Source organism: Nitrosomonas sp. Nm33 (assembly GCF_900107265.1).
In the GTDB taxonomy this organism is placed as follows: Bacteria; Pseudomonadota; Gammaproteobacteria; order Burkholderiales; family Nitrosomonadaceae; genus Nitrosomonas.
The window spans coordinates 1-19,024 of sequence record NZ_FNPJ01000001.1; the positions used below are offsets into that span (position 1 = coordinate 1).

16 protein-coding genes are annotated in these 19,024 nt (G+C 47.0%); 11 read left to right on the forward strand and 5 right to left on the reverse strand.

Going from position 1 to position 19,024, the window contains the following annotated elements:
- From BLV54_RS00005 to BLV54_RS00020, 4 genes are all read left to right on the forward strand, one after another.
- Nucleotides 1–323, forward strand: a 323-nt coding sequence (locus tag BLV54_RS00005; protein ID WP_090571816.1) for a transposase, incomplete at its 5' end; no start/stop codon positions are given.
- A gap of 36 nt (nt 324–359) precedes the next feature.
- Complete coding sequence (locus tag BLV54_RS00010; protein ID WP_176969626.1) at nt 360–617, forward strand: GGDEF domain-containing protein; 258 nt, start codon at nt 360–362, stop codon at nt 615–617.
- Between the two features lie 979 nt (nt 618–1,596).
- A complete protein-coding gene (locus BLV54_RS00015) occupies nt 1,597–3,468 on the forward strand; it encodes a diguanylate cyclase (RefSeq protein ID WP_090565924.1) in 1,872 nt (623 codons plus the stop codon).
- Nucleotides 3,469–3,661: 193 nt separating this feature from the next.
- Nucleotides 3,662–3,919 carry a hypothetical protein gene (locus BLV54_RS00020; RefSeq protein ID WP_090565929.1) on the forward strand — a complete coding sequence of 86 codons (258 nt, stop codon included), beginning with the start codon at nt 3,662–3,664 and terminating at the stop codon, nt 3,917–3,919.
- A 15-nt stretch (nt 3,920–3,934) separates the two neighbouring features.
- Here BLV54_RS00020 and BLV54_RS00025 read toward each other — a convergent pair whose 3' ends face one another.
- The 3 genes from BLV54_RS00025 to efp form a co-directional block, all read right to left on the reverse strand.
- A complete protein-coding gene (locus tag BLV54_RS00025) occupies nt 3,935–7,933 on the reverse strand; it encodes a translocation/assembly module TamB domain-containing protein (protein ID WP_090565932.1) in 3,999 nt (1,332 codons plus the stop codon).
- A 43-nt stretch (nt 7,934–7,976) separates the two neighbouring features.
- Nucleotides 7,977–9,800, reverse strand: a complete 1,824-nt coding sequence (locus BLV54_RS00030) for an autotransporter assembly complex protein TamA (protein ID WP_090565936.1) — start codon at nt 9,798–9,800, stop codon at nt 7,977–7,979.
- A gap of 93 nt (nt 9,801–9,893) precedes the next feature.
- Nucleotides 9,894–10,460 carry an elongation factor P gene (gene efp, locus BLV54_RS00035; protein WP_090565939.1) on the reverse strand — a complete coding sequence of 189 codons (567 nt, stop codon included), beginning with the start codon at nt 10,458–10,460 and terminating at the stop codon, nt 9,894–9,896.
- Nucleotides 10,461–10,481: 21 nt separating this feature from the next.
- Here efp and BLV54_RS00040 point away from each other — a divergent pair, with 21 nt between their 5' ends.
- The 4 genes from BLV54_RS00040 (at nt 10,482) to pgsA (ending at nt 13,865) form a co-directional block, all read left to right on the forward strand.
- Nucleotides 10,482–11,162 carry a uracil-DNA glycosylase gene (locus tag BLV54_RS00040; protein ID WP_090565942.1) on the forward strand — a complete coding sequence of 227 codons (681 nt, stop codon included), beginning with the start codon at nt 10,482–10,484 and terminating at the stop codon, nt 11,160–11,162.
- A gap of 22 nt (nt 11,163–11,184) precedes the next feature.
- Nucleotides 11,185–11,373, forward strand: coding sequence for a tautomerase family protein (locus BLV54_RS00045; protein ID WP_090565945.1), 189 nt, complete (start codon nt 11,185–11,187; stop codon nt 11,371–11,373).
- Between the two features lie 25 nt (nt 11,374–11,398).
- The gene (uvrC, locus tag BLV54_RS00050; RefSeq protein WP_090565948.1) at nt 11,399–13,216 is read left to right on the forward strand and encodes an excinuclease ABC subunit UvrC; all 1,818 of its coding nucleotides are present in this window, start codon (nt 11,399–11,401) and stop codon (nt 13,214–13,216) included.
- Between the two features lie 76 nt (nt 13,217–13,292).
- On the forward strand, nt 13,293–13,865 hold the full coding sequence (pgsA, locus tag BLV54_RS00055) for a CDP-diacylglycerol--glycerol-3-phosphate 3-phosphatidyltransferase (RefSeq protein WP_090565951.1): 573 nt from the start codon (nt 13,293–13,295) through the stop codon (nt 13,863–13,865).
- Here pgsA and BLV54_RS00060 read toward each other — a convergent pair.
- Together BLV54_RS00060 and BLV54_RS00065 are read right to left on the reverse strand one after the other, a co-directional pair.
- On the reverse strand, nt 13,860–14,435 hold the full coding sequence (locus tag BLV54_RS00060) for a tetratricopeptide repeat-containing protein (RefSeq protein WP_143032377.1): 576 nt from the start codon (nt 14,433–14,435) through the stop codon (nt 13,860–13,862). The two genes, pgsA and BLV54_RS00060, sit on opposite strands and share 6 nt — an antisense overlap.
- A 37-nt stretch (nt 14,436–14,472) precedes the next feature.
- Nucleotides 14,473–15,411, reverse strand: a complete 939-nt coding sequence (locus BLV54_RS00065; RefSeq protein ID WP_090565956.1) for a lipase family protein — start codon at nt 15,409–15,411, stop codon at nt 14,473–14,475.
- Between the two features lie 380 nt (nt 15,412–15,791).
- Here BLV54_RS00065 and BLV54_RS00070 point away from each other — a divergent pair, with 380 nt between their 5' ends.
- From BLV54_RS00070 to BLV54_RS00080, 3 genes are read left to right on the forward strand one after another with little or no spacing between them, the layout of a single operon-like run.
- Nucleotides 15,792–17,057, forward strand: a complete 1,266-nt coding sequence (locus BLV54_RS00070) for an MFS transporter (RefSeq protein ID WP_090565958.1) — start codon at nt 15,792–15,794, stop codon at nt 17,055–17,057.
- Complete coding sequence (locus tag BLV54_RS00075) at nt 17,054–17,914, forward strand: DUF3025 domain-containing protein (RefSeq protein ID WP_256328987.1); 861 nt, start codon at nt 17,054–17,056, stop codon at nt 17,912–17,914. Before BLV54_RS00070 ends, BLV54_RS00075 begins: the two co-directional genes overlap by 4 nt.
- A gap of 47 nt (nt 17,915–17,961) precedes the next feature.
- The gene (locus tag BLV54_RS00080) at nt 17,962–19,011 is read left to right on the forward strand and encodes a class I fructose-bisphosphate aldolase (protein WP_090565961.1); all 1,050 of its coding nucleotides are present in this window, start codon (nt 17,962–17,964) and stop codon (nt 19,009–19,011) included.
- The last annotated feature ends 13 nt before the right edge of the window (nt 19,012–19,024 follow it).

A 19,024-nucleotide genomic window follows, 5' to 3' on the forward strand; every position in this document is an offset into this window, starting at 1 on the left:
CGATTGGTGCCCTGATTGGAAAGTTACTGGTAACCATCGGCCTGTTTGAAGCCAACATCAATGCTGATGTGTTTCATGGATGGGCGATGCAGGACTTGTTGCCTAAATTGCCACTACATTCCATCGTTGTGATGGACAATGCCACCTTCCATAAGAGACAAGACACACGGGATGCCATACATAACGCCGGGCATACCCTTGAATACCTTCCCGCTTATTCTCCTGATCTCAATCCCATCGAACACAAATGGGCACAGGCCAAGGCGCTCCGTAGACAACAAAACCAAACCGTCGATACGCTCTTCAAATCCTATGCATTCTGAATCATTCTTAACTGGTTAGGCTATATCATCGGACGCGTGGGCGGAGAAGAATTTGCCGTGCTGTTGCCTGAGACCGATCTGCAAAGGGCGACAGAAGTGGCGGAGCGCTTGCGGGAGGAAACTGCTCATGCCGTGGTGACGTCGGTGACGGGCATGCCGCTGAATTTCACAGTATCGATAGGCGTGACCAGTCTCGAGGGAAAAGACATCGATCTCAATACGCTGATCAATCAGGCCGACGGGGCGCTGTATCAGGCGAAGGAGAGTGGACGCAACAGAGTGTGCCTCGCATAATCATTCATCGCGTGCCCTGAATGCTGGGGGTGCATTATGTTGTTTGCTTTTTCATTTGCGTTTTCACACAGGAGTAAAAGATCGCTCTAATGAAGGCAGTTTATTCCATTTTCAAATCAAACCTGATCAAACCTGATTTTGTCGGTTTCTCCTTGCCGTATTATTTATATCGTTCAAGTGCGGCTATTGCGTTGCCTGGATGCGAAAAAACGTACAGAAGACTGGGCCTTGCTACGGCGTCAATTGATTAGCACAAGAGCACAGGACGCTTTCTCTGGAATTTGCCTGATAAACTGGGTAAGCGTTTTGGGGAAGAGTGACGATAGAGAATTTACCTGAATTTATACCTTAGTTGATGAGGTGCAAAATATCAATTCTTCCCTACTCGCGAACACTACCTTAATTACCTGGTCATTCAGTAAAACGATATCTTCATTATGCAATTCACTGCGGTCGCAGCATATCGAAAAATTTTTAATTTTTTATGAACTTACAGTACTACTTAGAGCTCTCAGCTTAGAGAAACTTTAACGGACCAAAGCTTCAGCTTCTCATTAAAGCATCATGCACACGAACAGCAAGATTAGTCATTTCTTCTGCCAGTTTTTTCTCTTTTATTGCAATCCACGGTGTTTCACTTGAATCCCAGTTTCTATCTGCGTTACTGAACTATCTGTTTTATATGGTATCTCTTAGCTTGTTATCAAAGCCATTGATTCTAATGATAATTGTTTCACCAGACAGCTTCTCAAGCTTAGAATTTCTATTAGGAAAATTTTATAATGGAAAATCTGAGCTAAAACAGCCATCGTATCATGATGACATTGATTCGCCTGGGTGCATTCATAGTGGAGAAGGGAATGGCCTAACCGACAGAAATAGAAACTGCACTGCCTTGAGTTCTCAAAACCTGTGGCCTGTACAGAACGAACAAGCGCCCTCAAAGTCAATTGGGTGGAGGGCCAATTAAAAAAACGCCATGCTGCTACTGATCAATCCGCTAAGAAGACCTTTTAATGTGCTATGGTTGGGACTCGGCCTGATCCTGGGCGCTTTGGGTATGGCGATTGCACTCAATCTGTATTTTGAGCATGCTCGCGTTGCGGCCCGTGAGCAGGACAGATTGTCGACTCAGGCGCGGGTGATTGCTGAGAACACGGAGTACCAGCTGACGAGTGCGAACCTCGCGCTGGAAAACGTTCGCAGCAACCTGGCTTACTGGAAAGACGAGACGGGGCTGCAAGCGGGGATACGCCACCTCAAGGCAGCGAGCATCATACCGGGCATACACTCCATGAGCGTCGTGGATAAAGAAGGCACCATCACTGCCTCGACACGTCCTGAATTGATCGGAATGAATCTCGGTTCCCGCGATTATTTCCAGGAAGTCAAACGGCATCCCAATGGGGACATCCTCTACGTCTCACCGCCATCCGAAATCGTACATGGCACATTCGTGATTAACATTATCCGCATGATACCGGGGGAGCAGGGTGAATTTGACGGTATCGTCTCTGCGACGCTTGATCCGGAATATTTCAGGACCCTCATGATGTCCGTGCAATATGCGCCGGACATATGGGTCTCCCTTGCGCACGGCGATGGTATGATGTTCCTTATGATGCCTGAAAGAAAGAACATCGATGGGATGAATCTGAAACAGCCCGGTTCATTCTTTATGCAACATCAGAGCAGCGGCAAGAAGGAGGAAGTATTCACGGGTACCGTGTATGCTACCAAGGAGCCAGGGATGATCGCTCTGCGCACCATTTATCCAGCAGCCATCAAGATGGACAAGCCACTGGTGGTGGCTGTCAACCGCGATCTCGATCCAATCTTCCTGTCCTGGCGACGGAATGCAGCAGTGCAGGGAATACTTTTCGGGGTGATTGTATTGGCTTCCACCATGGGACTATTTCTCCACCAACGCCGACAGCGTAAGCTTGAGAAAGAAGCAGCGCAAGCGCGTGCACTGATTAACCAGTTCAGCCTTGCATTGGATCGTATCCCCACATGTATCTACATGAAGGATCAACAGCGACGTTATGTCTACGCCAACCGGTCGACCCTGGAGTTGTTCCAATGTTCGGCAGAGGAGCTTTCTGGCAGCTTGGATTCACGTTTTTTTCCGCCCGAAACGGTGGCCCAGCTGCATGACATAGACACGCGTGTGCTCATATATGGCGAAGATACTGCGGAGAAAATCATCTACAAGAGTGAGGACGGCAGCACTCGCATCTACTGGCAGATCAAGACTCCAATTTACGAAGATGACAAGAAGACCAGGATCAGCGGATTGTGCGGTATTTCTACGGATATCACAGAGTTCGAGCTGTTGAAAGAAAAGCTTGAGCAGCAGGCACGTCAAGACTATCTGACTGGACTCTTCAACCGCCGCTTTTTCATGGAGCAGGGCCATGCCGAACTTGTTCGCGCACAACGATATGGCCACGCTCTTTCCGTGCTTATGCTCGACCTTGATTACTTTAAAAAGATCAACGACAAACATGGACACCAGATGGGTGACGCTGTTCTCAAACGGCTCGCCGATGTCATGCGCAAAATACTGCGCACGGTCGATATCATCGGACGTGTGGGCGGAGAAGAGTTTGCCGTGCTGTTGCCTGAGACCGATCTGCAAAGGGCGACAGAAGTGGCGGAGCGCTTGCGCGAGGAAACTGCTCACGCCGTGGTGACATCGGTGACGGGCATGCCGCTGAATTTCACAGTATCGATAGGCGTGGCCAGTCTCGAGGGGAAAGACATCGATCTCAATACGCTGATCAATCAGGCCGACGGGGCGCTGTATCAGGCGAAGGAGAGTGGACGCAACAGAGTGTGCCTCGCATAACCTTCATTGAATGCCCAGAATGTTGGGGTGCGTCATGTTGTTTGCTTTTTCATTTGCGTTTTCACACAGGAGTAAAAGATCGCTCTAATGAAGGCAGCTTATTCCATTTTCAAATAAACCTGATTTTGTCGGCTTCTCCTTGCCGTATTATCCTAAAAACCGTAGTTGACCGCTTAATTGGAGAGCTAAGCGCATGACATATAGAAGTATTTTCGGAATTTTTTCATTTGCCAGAATGGTGAAGCCACTACGAGGTGTATCGTATGCCGCTCCTGGCGCGAATGTGGCGTTGCTCTTCGTTGCAGGGGGCGGTCCTGCGGCCTCATCGCGCCTTGCCTCGCACCTGAATCACCACACGCTCCACCCCGTCCAACTACGGTTTTTAGGATTATTTATACTGTTTGCGGCACACCTTCGCGACATGTTTGATTTTGGAAATGGAATGACATGACTTTGCGTGCTGCATTCAATCATACTGAAAGGTATAGTACAGATCGATTGCATTATCATCACCTGCACGGGTCACTATAGTAATGTTCCGTGTCAGGCTGTAGGTGAGTTTGGTAATGCCCGCGGCTGCGGTGGTGAGTCCTCGTTCATAACTCAGATAAGCGTGTGAGGAAAGGCGTTTACCAATGACGCCAATCTGGCTGCTTAAGGCGCTGCCGGATGTGCTGCCGGTTGTCTGCTGTCTAATCGAAAATTCATCCACGCCCAGTGCTTGACCGATCTGATCAATCACACCACCGCCGGATTGTCCGCCCAGAATAGACCCGGCAGCAGCGAGCAACAGTGAAGTATCCATACCGCTGGCATCAGGCGGACGTCCTAGTACGATCCAGGATAGCTTTTCAGAATCGGGGACATTGGGAGTGGATACCAGCTTAATAATCGGATGGCGTACCGTACCTGTGACCTGAACACCTGCTTCCACAGCTAAATCCCTGGAGGTTGCTAGTGCATTGAGTCTAGGATCATTAAAGCTAGCGGCACTCTGTTGTCCGCCGCCCAAGCGCCGGTCATAATAGGTACTAGCGCCTGCGTTTACGGGTAAATCCTTGCGGACTGCCAGTATGTTCAGTGCTGGATCATCGAGAGGGCCATCGAAGCTGACGATTCCACGTTGCACCGTCAAGTGCTGACCATAAGCATTAAAGAGCGTATCCCGAGCGGTAATTGTGCCGATTGCATGCAGTGCTTGTCCAGGTTTGCTACTTAAATGCAATTGTCCAGCTAAGCGGCCTTCTAGCCCAGATGCGCGCAAGTAGAAATGCTCCCCTAAATCCAAGGTGGCGTCCAGATTTACCAGAAGCTTCTGGGAGTTGGCAGGGAGAGGTGGTTGCCCAATGATGACCACATCATCGGATAATTGTGGTCGTCCAGTCTCAGGTTGTAGCAAGAAACCGGCATCTGTTGCTAATTTGCCATCGATTGTGAGTTGTTGCTTGTTTAAACTCACTTTCCCGCTACCGGAAGCAATGATCCACCGATCAGGCTGCTGCGCCAAAGGCAAGTGATCGATTTGAATCGTTAAATGACTGCGCTGGTCCTGATAATCGATGGCGCCTGCTACCGTAAGCTGTCCTGACTCTTTAGGCAATTTTATTTTGGATAAGATGCGATCGCTAGGTGGAGGTTGATGGGGTGAAACAAACGTAAGGGTGCTGATTTGCAATGCGGTTTGATCAAATTGGGCTTTGAGGCTTCCTTGTTGCAGATGTATGCCCTCATCCAGTAGGGCGATTGCCAGTTCTTTTCCCAGGATAGTGCCGTTTAAGCGGGGTTGATTAAATGTGCCGGCTACATTGGCCTCGAGAGAAAGCTGGCCGCTGTTTTTCAGGTTACTGTCGACTACTGGTCCAATCCAGGATAAATCTGCAATGTTGACGTTCATTTTGCCACTCAGCGGCAGGTCATGAGCTATTTGCCAGACCCCGTTTTTGTAGGTTAGCGGAAGAGTTCCATTCGCTATTGTCTCCCCAATGCGCTCACCGCGAATCACCAAGCCTGCTGCCAAGCCACCATCCTGCGCGCGCGCATCGAATTGCAGTTGCTGCAGACCCAGCTGAAAAGGGGAGTCCTCGAGCAAGAATGCCCAGTCACCCCTTTCTCGGGCGATACGTAGGTGACCCCGCAGCTGCTTGCTGGCAGTGATGTCCCATTCACCCCCCAGTTGCAGAGCTTCACCACTTTGAAGCAGCGCATTTTCTGGTTTCAGGGTAATAGCCGCCAATGTTCCCCGGGTTGACCATTGCTGCGGGGTCCAATGGGTGTCGAGCATATTGATTTCACCTTCAGCGACAGAAATTCTGGTCGGCCCTAAGGTAATCCGTTTTTGACTGATGCTGAGCGTGGGTTGGTTTAAGAAATGAACAGGCAGCAAGCCTGTAGCCGATAATTTTTCCAGCTCACCATTCCATTGAAAATTCTGTGGGTTTTCTGTGGGAAGAGCAAGTTTGCCTGTGGTCTGGAATACCAGATGTGAATCCTTCGGCAAGCCCGTTTCTATGCTTAGCGTATGCCGGGCTTTATTGCCGGCCAATGTGATCGCTAAGTTTTTCAGATAATCTTCAGTATCCAAGCGATAGTTTGCGGCTTTGATGTCGAGTGCCACGGCTGTTTCGTGCAGATTTCCGGTGATGGTAAACTCCGATAGTTGGTGGCGGTTGTCAATCATCAAGCGTTTTGCACTGCTTTCAACGAGTAGCCGAGGCGAATCCAAGGTATCGGCCAGTGTGATCTGTGCATTGAGATTGCCTTCCAGACCTATCCCTAACTGCGCCAGTGCGGGTGCGGCAATATTCAGTAATAACCGATCGCCTTTGTTACCAAAAGCACCTTTAGTACTGAGTTGATTACTGCCAACCTGTAAGTTGACTTCACTTTTGATTCGCTTGGTATCATCAAACGTTAGCTGACCTTTACCGATGACTGGCTGCTTGGCAAACTGGCTTTTCATCACGGTGAAATTCACCACGCCGCTGATTTGCGGAGCAAGTTTTCCCGACAATTCGAACGTTGCGTTCAAATTTGAAGGAGGCGCCTGCATGAACGAAGCCAGATTAAACTGACCGAGCATGCCTTCAAAATGAAATGATTGAGATTCTTTCAGATCCAGTTGACCTTGTCCCGTCAGTATAGAGTTATGATGGCGCAGGGTGAATTTTTCTAAACTTACGGCAGTTTCTGTGCGAGTTAGATTCGTTTCAAGCGATAAGGCCTTAGCCTTGTCTTGAAGAGAAATCGTTCCTTGTTGCATTGCGGTATCGCCTGTGAGTTTAAGATAGCCATTGATTTTTGCTACTTGTAAACGTGTATCCAGTGCAGCCGGATTTAGCTGATTTACTTTGAGATCCGCAGTTCCCATCGCTCGCGCTATCTGCCAGTCGAAGTGACCGGTAATACTTGCGTTACTGGTCATTTTCAGCAGTATGTCGTCAAACTGGATTTCATCCATTGAAATTGAGGATCGTGCTCGTACTTCAATCATGGGCAATCCATTCTGATCGAGTGGTAGCGGGAGACTGTTTTTAATAACCATGTTTCCTTGCAGCTTGCCGGCAGAATCCTCAATTAAATCTGTATGAATGGAGAGATTAGCTTTGGGCATATCAGCTAAAAAGGCAGAGGGATCCATTTTATCTATCGTTAGATGGAGTGTGGCAAGCGGCATCGTCGCAAAGGGATGCAAAACAAAATCTCCCTTACCTTGAGCATTCACGCTCTTTCCGGTTACAGTTCCCTTGATTTCTTTCAGATTACCAGTCAGTTCGATTGAAATGGCAGTTTCAGCAGCATCTATTTGTGTAGAAGGTAACCAGCTAAGTAAGGTTGCGTGAGCACTCAGGTCAAAAGGTTTGTCGGGATTCATCTGAATCGATCCACTCAATTTTCCGAACTCTGAATCAAGCGAGATTTCTCGTAAGCTGTGACGCTGAGCGTCACTTTCGACGCTGGCTGTTATATTGGTGATCGTAAAATCAGGTGCTTCCTTGCCGATTGTCAGCATTTGCAGAACGCCAATTTCCAGCTTTTGGAGGGTTATCGAGAGGGGCAGTCGCAAGTTTTCCGGTAGAACGAATGGTTTCTTATCTGGTTTTGGAGAGGGTGAAGACTGTGTCTCGATTGTTTTGACTGTCAGCATATCGATCGATAATTGCCTGGAAAATAATAATTGGGGTTGCCAGCGCAGTTCGATGTCGTCAATGGTGGAGCGCAGATCATCACTGGTATAGCTAATCTTTTTTATGCTCAAGGCACGTAATGTGCCATTAACATCCTCAAATATAATACGCTCGCCACTGACGCGGGATACCATAGACAGCAGAAATCTTAGGCCAGTGGAAGTGGTGGTTATCCAAATACTGCTTGCTGTCATGGCAAGCATCAGCAACAGAAAAAAAATGAATAACCAGGGTTTTTTGCTATTTTCCTTTGGTTCTGGATTAGACTCATTATTCTGCATTTTTTAATTAACTAGAAAGCTACCGCGATCGAGAAATGTTTAACTAGAAAGCTACCGCGATCGAGAAATGTAGCCGTAGCGTGCCGGTATCATGTCGTCTGGCTAAATCGAGCGCCAGCGGGCCAGCAGGACTGCGCCAGCGGATACCGCTACCATAGCCAAGTGATGGTTTGAAAGACCGCCAGGAGTCTGCCGCATCACCCACATCTGCGAACAAGGCAGCCCCCCAATTCTCAGTAAACCAGCGCACATATTCGAGCGTTCCCGTGCCGAGTGTGCGTCCACCCACAATGGCATCGCCTTCTTGTACCCCCAGGCTTAGAAAATTATGTCCCCGAACTGAATTAATGCCGCCTGCACGGAATAAGTATTCCTGAGGAATGCCCTCACGTGATGACGCCAGGGTATAGCCTACTTCAGCACGGAGAAACAGTACATCACGCGCTCCAATTGGCCACCAGTGTTGATGGCGAGCGTAAGCGCGCACAAAATCCCGTTTCGAAAGTACATATTGACTACCGCCGCCAATACGTATTTCTGAAATATGGCCACGTCTGGCATGTAAAGGGTTATCTACATTATGATAACGCCACCAGGTGTCCGGTGCTAATGCATAGGTTATGGTATCGGCTGCGCCCACTGGCTGTCTTTCTTCCCTTTGCCAGGCGATGCCGAGCTGTATTCGCATTTTTTCCGTAGTGCGGTCTCGGGTAAGACTGATTCTTTGATTGAATGTTCTTAAATCCTCGATGTCGGTCCGCTCGATTCTTGCTCCCAAGCTATAGAGATAATTGTTTTCGTCCGGGACCGTATCAATTTTTGCCGAGAAGATCTGGCGCTTTTGTTCATACCGCAGCAGGCTGCTCATATTCAATGCCCGGTTCAGAAAATTGTAATTACGATAATTGATTTCTCCGCGGGCGCCAGTGTTAGTACTATAGCCAGCGCCTACAGCAATTCGCTGAGAATGCGCTTCGGTCAGTATCACTTCCACCGGAACGGCCTGGTGAGACGCAATATCGGGACGGATACTGACTGAGGCCGAGCTAAGTTGAGGGGTATTCTGTAACGTGGTTTGGAAAGCAAGCAGTTGATCCCGGCGATAAGGATCGCTCTTGTGGAAAGGAGTGTAGTTGCTTATCAGGCTTTGATCGTATCGTTCCAGTCCGGTGATTTGTAAGTCACCGAAATAGAATACCGGTCCGGAATCGATCACCATGCGCAATTTTGCACTCGCTGTCGCAGGATCAACCTCGGCCTGGCTGCTAATAATTTGGGCAGCAGCATATTCACTCTCGGCTATGCTGGATAACAAGGCTGCTTTAGCTTCTTCCCAGGCAGAACTACGAAAAAATTTGCGCGGTGTTAATGGCCAGCTAGCGCGTAACTGCGCAATTCGCTGGCGATGCTCAGGCGTCTCTACTGCCAGATCGCCCTGAAATTCAATCGTGACTTCAGTCACTTGGGTGCGCGGTCCAGGGACCACTTTGAGAATAGGCTTTTCTCCGGTTAAATGATCTTCTAGGGTAACAGTAGGCGTGAAATAACCTTCAGTTGCTAGTAGCTCTTTGATTTCCTGCTTTGTCTTACGAACAAAAGCTGCCCGGGCAGTGTCATTGGCAAAGGGTTTATCAGGAAGGAGGATGTATTTTTTTACGAGCTTCTTAACAGATTTGGGTGCAGAGAGTTCGATGACAGCAGCCGATTCTGATTCACTGTCTGAGTTTTGATTGGATTGGGCTGCACCAACTACAGCTACAGGACTAAGCGCGCATAAGATAACAAACAGTGTGAGGAATAGCCATCGCACACCATCAAGGTGGATCGGGAGGTTAACAGGAGATTGGGTCGGATAATCGATCGCCATTTATACGGGGTGGCAATTCAATATCGATCAAATTTAATCTCCAGGTGCTCATCTTAGTCAAGATAACTTAATGTTTCAGTTTGTTAAATCGTTTCAGATGCGCTCGATATATTCGCCATTATCAGTGCTGACTTTGATCTTCTCACCTTGTAAAACAAAAGAGGGCACCATAACGACCAATCCAGTTTCCGTGGTGGCAGGTTTATAAGAACTCGTAGCAGTCGCACCTTTGAGAATCGGTTCGGTATCCACGACGGTGAGGATCACACTCGAAGGAAGTTGTACCCCAATGGGGCGATCATGATGAAAATTAACCAGTATATCCGTGTTGGGAAGCAAATATTCGCTTTGTCCCTCAAGGAAATCTTGCGATAAGCTCAATTGTTCGTAAGTTTCCTTGTCCATAAAGATGTAGTCATTCCCTTCTTGATAGAGGAAAGTCATTTCTCGTGGCTCGACAACCGCACGTTCGACCTTTTCTTCAGTGCGAATACGCTGATTGGTTTTAGTGCCTGATTCGATATCCTTCATCTCCACTTGCATGAATGCGCCGCCACGACCACCAACATGAACATGGTAACATTTCAGTACACGCCAGATCCGCTTGTCCCATTCGATCAAATTGCCAACGCGAATCTCAGTTGCGAGAACTTTTGCCATTGCTTATTTATCTTAAAAATAATGACCATTCTACACCAAAAAGCCCATAATCCTGCTTCAAACTCCTTTCTTGAAAAGTGCCGAAAGTGTGCTCGTTTGGCTGAATTTCTGGATATCGTCAGAATCCAATATCCGGATTACCATGCCAAACCGGTACCTTCATTCGGAGATTTATCCGCTAAGCTGCTGATTATCGGTCTTGCGCCTGGTATGCATGGTGCAAACCGGACTGGCAGACCTTTTACCGGTGATTTTGCCGGTATTTTACTGTATCAAACGCTCTACAAGTTTGGCCTGGCCAGTCGCAGCGAATCCATTGCGGTCGAAGATGATTTGCATCTTTATAGTTGCCGTATTACCAATGCTGTTAAATGCCTGCCACCCGCCAACAAACCGCAACCAAGCGAAGTAAGGCAATGTAATGCCTATTTAGCAGCCGAAATAACAGATTTTACTGCTCATGGCGGCCAGGGCATACTGGCTCTGGGTAATGTGGCTCATCAGGCAGGATTGATGGCTTTAGGGCTTAAAATGAAAAGCTATCCTTTTAGCCATGGAGCCGCCCATATCTTACCCAGTGGACTGAGATTCTATGACAGTTATCACTGTAGTCGTTACAATACACAAACCAAACGCTTGACACAGAAAATGTTCGAGCAAGTGATTGCCAGAATTTGTGCAGATCTGGCATTAATAACATGATCAATTTTTGGGAGAGAACAAGATGCCTTATGTGAATATTCGTATTGCTGGCACGTTGAGCCGTGAACAGAAGAAACAGATTGCCGAGGAAATTACCGATACCTTAGAACGGGTAGGAAACAAACCCAAGTCGTATACCTATATTTCTTTTGATGAAATTCCGCAAGAAAACTGGGCAATTGCCGGAACATTGCTCGGCAACGATAAATAAAAGGATATAAAAGGGAATAAGCATTTTGTCAGCAGCAGCGTTTGACGGCAAAGTTTTTTCATCGACCTTGCCCACTCTGCCGGGTGTGTATCGCATGCTGAATGCAGCAGGAGAAGTTATTTATGTTGGTAAAGCGATCGATCTCAAGAAGCGGGTATCATCTTATTTTCAGAAATCAAACCTGAGTCCGCGTATACAACTCATGGTATCGCAGATTGCAGGAATTGAAACGACGATCACGCGTTCCGAAGCTGAAGCGCTGCTGCTCGAGAATAACCTCATCAAGAGCCTTGCACCTCGTTATAACATATTATTCAGGGATGACAAGTCCTATCCGTATTTAATGTTAAGTCAGCATACTTATCCACGCTTGACCTTTTATCGGGGTGCTCTGGATAATCAACATCAGTATTTTGGTCCTTTTCCCAATGCAGGCGTTGTCAGAGAGAGTATTCATCTTTTGCAAAAGGTGTTTCGTTTGCGTACCTGCGAAGATAGCGTTTTCAATCATCGTACTCGACCTTGTCTGCTTTATCAGATCAAGCGTTGTAGCGGGCCTTGCGTCAATCTCATCTCGCAAGATGAGTATCATGAAGATGTCAAAAGTGCCTCACTTTTTTTACAAGGCAAACAAAGCGAAGTATTGAAAGATATCGCTGAAAAAATGCAGACAGCTTCCGATCGAATGGAATATGAGCAAGCTGTAGTTTTCCGAGATCAAATGCAGGCGCTGCGGAAAATCCAGGAAAAACAGTTTGTTGATAGTGGTAAAGCGCTCGATGCGGATGTCATTGCTTGCGCTTTCCTGCATGATGATATTGAAAGAGTCTGCGTCAATTTAGTGATGATCAGAGGCGGGCGGCACCTGGGAGATAAGAGTTTTTTCCCACAAAATGTGCAAGGATATGAAATTGCTGATGTGTTAGAGGCATTTATAGCGCAGCATTATCTAAATCGACATGTACCACCTTTGATTATTATCGGTGAAAAAATCCGCCTGAATATTCTGCAACCTTTATTGAGCGAGCAGGCTGGCCGTAAGATAGCAATCGTTCTTAATCCAGTCGGGGAACGACGTGTATGGCTGAATATGGCGACCGAGAATGCACGGTTGGCATTAAAGCAGAGGCTGCTAAGACAAGCTAGCCAGGAAGAGCGGTTACAGGCTTTACAGCAGGCTCTGAATCTACCTGGCCTTGGGCGTATCGAATGTTTCGATATCAGTCATACTATGGGTGAAGCAACGGTGGCTTCTTGTGTGGTTTATGACAATTTTTCTATGCGTAACAATGAATATCGCCGCTACAATATTACTGGCATCATGCCTGGTGATGATTATGGGGCGATGCGCCAAGTACTTTTAAGGCGCTATGGCAAAATAGCTCAAGAGGATGGTAAATTGCCTGATCTGATTCTGATTGATGGCGGAAAAGGGCAGGTCAGTGCAGCTCAGGAAATATTGATTGAGCTGGGTCTCAATGATATTCCCTTTCTTGGAGTAGCCAAAGGGGAAGGGCGTAAACCTGGCCTGGAGCAATTGATTTTCCCATCAACTGAAAAGCCGTTAAAATTGCCGGCGGATCATGCTGGTTTACATCTCATCCAACAGATTCGTGATGAAGCACATCGTTTTGCCATTCAGGGACATCGCGCCAGACGTAATAAATCACGCACCCATTCTAGTCTTGAACAGATTGCTGGTGTGGGCGCAAAACGACGCCAAAGTTTGTTAGGACGATTTGGCGGGTTGAAGGGCGTACTGAGCGCAAGCATTGAGGAATTGCAACAGACAGAGGGTATCAGTCGGGCGCTGGCGGAGAGGATTTACCGGGAACTGCATTGAATCTGCTCAAAAAATAAATGACAACGACGGGATTGTCGTGCTGCATTAATAACAGAATCGACACTTGAATACTATCATGCCAATGAATCTTCCTAATCTGCTGACATGGCTACGGATACTCGCAATTCCGTTATTTGTCGGGATTTTTTATTTACCTCCGAGCTGGTTATCACCATTCGGACAGAATCTGATTGCTACCATCATTTTTAGCGGGGCGGCGATTACTGATTGGCTGGATGGTTATCTGGCTCGCACCCTTAATCAAACCTCAGCTTTTGGCGCTTTTCTTGATCCTGTCGCAGATAAATTGATGGTTGCGGCGGCCTTGATTGTGTTGGTGTATTTAGAAAGGCTGGATGCACCGATAGCAGTGGTTATCATTGGCCGTGAAATTACCGTTTCAGCATTACGCGAATGGATGGCGCAAATTGGTAAAGCCAAGAGTGTAGCTGTCTCTTTTTTGGGAAAAATAAAAACTGTTTCACAAATGATAGCTATTCCATTATTGCTTTATCACGAAAAAATCGAAGATTATTTTGATCCTCAAATAGTAGGAACCTGGCTTATTTATCTGGCTGCAATCTTAACGTTATGGTCAATGATTTATTATTTAAAAGCAGCTATTCCACAAGCACTTAAGCAATCATAACTCTGTCGCATGATTCAGCTTGATATGCTTCATGCGATCAGTTCGACTTTGATTTGACGGGGCTGGTTGTGTAGTGTCGAACGCTGTCGGTACCGTTACGCCACTGCGCTTGGCAAAGGTGAAGACTGCCACGAGATTGATCGCATGCCACGTATTGTTCGGATTACGTTCGTAGGGTTTTCTGTAGGCGTCAAGCGCATGCGCCAGCGCCTCTCTGCTCTCGATGCAGTGGGGATCCCGAGTATCGATGGCGATTTGCTTGTAGGCACGACCAATCAGACCAGCCAGCTCACTCCATTCTTCATCGCTCTCGGGAAGGCCCTCTAACGCCTTTTGTGCCACCGCGATGGCTGCGGTGGCTTGCCCTGTCTCGATTAGTGCCTGGGCGTGTAATCTCCGCACTGTGGTGGCGTTCGGCTGCACGCGTATAACGCGCTTGCTTAGTTTTGTGAGCAGGTTAAACTCACGTAGGTTTTTGAGATCGTTGGCGAGCCTCTGTGCTGCCTGAGAGTCTGTGCTTCCGGCTGGCCAGTGAGGGCGTTGTAGTAGCTCTCGAGCGCGTCGGACCATTGTGTCGGCATCCTGTCCCTTGCTCATAAGTGACTCCTCAGAGACCAAGCATCTTGAGCAAGGCGCACCGTACCTCATCATGCGCGAGATATTTTACGACTGAATGGCGCCAGGTTCCTTCATTAGTGACGCTGAGATCCTGGATGCGTTCGATGCCTCCGTCGCAAAAATCGTTTGCAATCTTTGGGTCGGCTCCACACACGACGTCCAGGTGGTCGTAGACGTTGACCCATTGGGTCTTAATTTGTGATCGGGGGTAACCGTTGTCCCGAGTCCATTCCGGCTTGAAACAATCTTGTACTTCGTCAATGCCGAGTGGGCTGCCCATCGTCATCAAGCTATCAATGGCTGGGCAGCCAGGAACGCGTTTAAGGCAATCGTAGGCGACCATGGTTCCCATGCTGTGACTTACGACGATATGCGGACCGTTGGTCTTTACCTTTTTCAAATCATTGATAAAACGACTGCGGACTTCCTCTTGTACGCGATATGTTGTTCCCGGACGGGGGGAGAACTCCTTATTAAAAAGGTAGAGATAGGCATCGCGAATCTTGGCATCCATGATCTTCTTCTTGATGGACCAAGGGAGAGGAATACGCTCGAGCTTAGTGGCTTTGTCGTCAGTCGACCCATTCTCGCTTGCATTTGCGATTTCTGCATCGCTCATGCGTGTTTCATAAGCGCGCATGGCTTGTAGGAAGTGTTTCTCTTTGTCGGTGGTCCCCACGGGAATTTGGGCATTCCCGCTTGCATCGAGTTCCTGGAGAATCCTCTCGAGGGTACTCTCGTAATCGACTACATTCGGATCTGGTTCTGGATACAGCACATCCGCCCAGTAAACCATTGTTGTTGTGACTCCCTGGTCACCTAAATCAATACCGCTAATTCCTTTGGCTAAGGCATGTCTCCATATTTGGTGGAGTTTGTCTGGCTCGGGTTTATTTGAAAGGCCGTGAATGAAGGTGATGTGCGGCATGGTGGGATATATAATATAAAAATACAATTTTTCGTTGAAATGAAATGTATATAAAGCCAGTTATTTAGTCAAACTGGCTATTGATCGATCAACAAAATAACCAGTTTTTGCTTAAAGCAGTATTAACTTAAAAACCTCAACTAAGATTTTAAGAGGGCAATAACTGTAACTCCCTATTCCATATTGATGGTCGTTTTGACGTGGTCAACATGATACTTACAGTCCCATGTCGTATGCACCAAATTCTGATAATCTCTCATTTGATTCTCCTAGCTCTTGATCAAGCTAAAAGAATTAGGGGAACCGTATCACACGGTCAAACCTTTAATAATCCCCCGGCATAACCGAGGGATTACCTTATTTATTGATTAATAAATTAAATGAACAGTACTGAAGATATTCTCCAGGCAGGCAGTAGCTCCGATCTAATTGAATGTGGTGTTGTCCCGCATCAGGTACCTTTACAAGAACGTCCTATTCTCACTGTGTTGGCCAGTGTGCATTTCATTCATATCATGGATTTCATGATGATGCTGCCTTTGGGCCCGCAGTTCATGAAGTTGTTCGATTTTACGCCGCAACAATTCGGTATGCTCATTTCAGCCTATGCATTCAGTGCAGGTGTCTGCAGTTTCTTTGCTTCGTTTGTTATTGATCGGTTTGATCGTAAGTACGTATTGATTTTTCTTTGTGCAGGTATGGGGATCGCCACACTGATCTGTGCGCTGGCAACTGATTACACAACGCTCCTACTAGGACGTATTGTGGCAGGTGGTTTTAGCGGGATGCTGAGTGCCATTATCTTTGCGGTTGTTGCAGATATCATTCCGGAGCATCGGCGGGGGGTAGCGACAGGTACTGTCATGTCTGCTTTCTCAATGGTGGCAGTGGTAGGCATGCCAGTAGGGATGCTGCTTGTTAATCTGATCGATTGGCGCGCACCGTTTTTTCTTCTGACAGCTGTAAGCAGCTTGATAATTTTCGTTGCATTACGAATACTTCCGTCTCTTTGTGGTCATCTGATTCATTATCAGGAGCGTCACCCGTTCCGGCAGTTGCGCACGATCTTTTGGGTGCGGAATCATCTCTATGCTTTTGCTTTAATTGCAATGCTGATGTTCGCTGGATTTTCTGTGAGTCCTTTCATTAGCACCTATATGGTGATCAATGTGGGTATGGCAGAAATCGATTTGCCTTATCTTTATTTTTTCGGTGGGTTGGCGACATTTTTTGCTGCACGCCTTCTCGGGAAGCTTGCTGACCTTCACGGCAAAAGAAAAATATTTGGTGTGACTGCCGCGCTTTCTGTTTTCCCCATTCTGCTACTGACGCATTTATCACCGGTACCGACAGTCTTTGCGGTCGGGATTACAACATTATTCATGATGCTGGTTTCTGGTCGGTTTGTTCCTGCCATGGCGTTGGTGACTGCAAGCGTGACGCCTCGTTTGCGGGGCAGTTTTTTAAGTTTCAATATATCGGTTCAACAGTTGTCAGCAGGTTTGGCTTCGTTACTTGCCGGTTCTATCATGGGAATCTCAGCGAATGGTGCGTTGACGCATTATGATTCGGTGGGAGTCATCGCTGCCATTGCAACCATACTCAGTATTTTACTGGCAGTTAAAGTCAATAGTTATCAGGAATGATGGTTCGTTCTCATTCAAATGAGTGGGTCTCAGGTTTTCTGCAAACTTCACCTATGTTCGAGCCGCTGCGTGAAGCGGGGAAATTATTGGAGAAACTTGATCATTGGCCTGAGATTGAAAGCCTGAATCAATTGAATACAGATCAACTCAGTGTAATTGCGACAAAATCTGGCAAACGGATACGCTTTGTTCCCCAAGCTAAAGCTAAGTGCGAATTCGTGCAACAATATGAGCCTAGGATCTATCTAACAGGAGAAATACATACCCGCGCACATAGTTGGCATGATCTATTCAATGCGCTGGTTTGGCTAACTTACCCCCGTGCTAAAGCAGCATTAAATCAGTTGCATTACCACGCTTTGTTAGAGGAAAGGGAGCATAATCAGGAAGTGCGTAGTCCATTGCGTGATGCTGCCACACTCATTGATGAATCTGGGGTAATCGTCGTCAGTAGTAACGACTATTTGATTGAACTATTGAAAAATTTTGCATGGAAAACTTTGTTCTGGCAGCAACGTACTGCTGTGTTGGTGCAAATGAAATTTTTTCTGTTTGGTCATGGGTTGTATGAAAAAGCACTGCATCCTTATCTCGGTATGACAGGAAAAGGTATCCTCTTTCATGTGAGTGAAGCTTTCTTTAATCAGCGTCTGATTGATCAGATTGCCATGATTGATATTTGGCTGGAAGATTATTTAGCACAGAGATACTTGACATCGGCTGATCTAGTGCCCGTACCTGTGTTGGGGTACCCAGGCTGGTCACCAGATAATACCGATTCATCTTACTATGATAACCAGAGTTATTTTCGTCAGCGAAAGATGAAAAAAGCATTAAGATCAAGCGGTTTTTCTTGAATATGCCTTGTAATGATTCTTCTTGAGAACTTATAAAGGAGGTTGAAATGACAGATATTGCCGGATTATTAGGAGATGAAGCAGATAAACTTCTCAATTATGTATGTCAGGGTATTCCTAAGGCAGGATTACATGTTCCTGGACCTGATTTTGTCGATCGAATAGTGGCAGGTAGTGATCGCAAACCTGGTGTGTTACGGAATCTTCAGGCTTTATTCAATCATGGCTGCTTGGCAGGAACAGGTTATTTATCGCTTTTACCAGTCGATCAGGGTGTGGAGCATTCGGGAGGCGCTTCCTTTGCGCCCAATCCTATATTCTTCGATCCGGAAAATATCGTCAGGCTGGCGATTGAAGGTGGCTGTAATGGCGTTGCTTCCACGCTGGGTGTATTGGGAATGGTGGCACGTCGTTATGCGCATAAAATTCCGTTCATTCTTAAAATCAATCACAACGAATTACTGACTTACCCTAATAAGTACGATCAAACTTTGTTTGCCAGTGTAGATCAGGCATTTGACATGGGGGCATGTGCAGTTGGGGCGACAGTATTCTTTGGTTCCGAGGAATCGCGTCGACAGATACAGGAAATTTCCGAGGCATTCGCTCATGCGCATGATCTTGGGATGATAACGATCCTCTGGGCTTATACGCGCAATGCTGCTTTCAAGACTGCAGAAAAGGATTATCACGTTAGTGCTGATCTGACAGGTCAAGCTAATCATCTTGCCGTTACGATCGAAGCAGATATTGTTAAGCAGAAAATGGCAGAAAATAATGGTGGCTTCACAGCGCTTAAGTTCGGTAAAACGAATGCCAAAGTGTACAGTGAACTCACCAGCGATCATCCCATCGATCTGGTGCGTTATCAAGTAGCAAACTGCTATATGGGACGTGTCGGGATGATTAATTCAGGTGGAGAATCTGGCAGGGATGATTTGCATCAGGCAGTGCGTACCGCGGTAATAAATAAACGAGCGGGCGGAATGGGGCTTATTTCTGGGCGCAAGGCTTTCCAGAAGCCTTTTGATGAAGGTGTCAAATTATTGAATGCCATCCAGGATGTGTATCTTTCCAAAGAAGTGACTATTGCCTAAGAGGTTTTAAGGG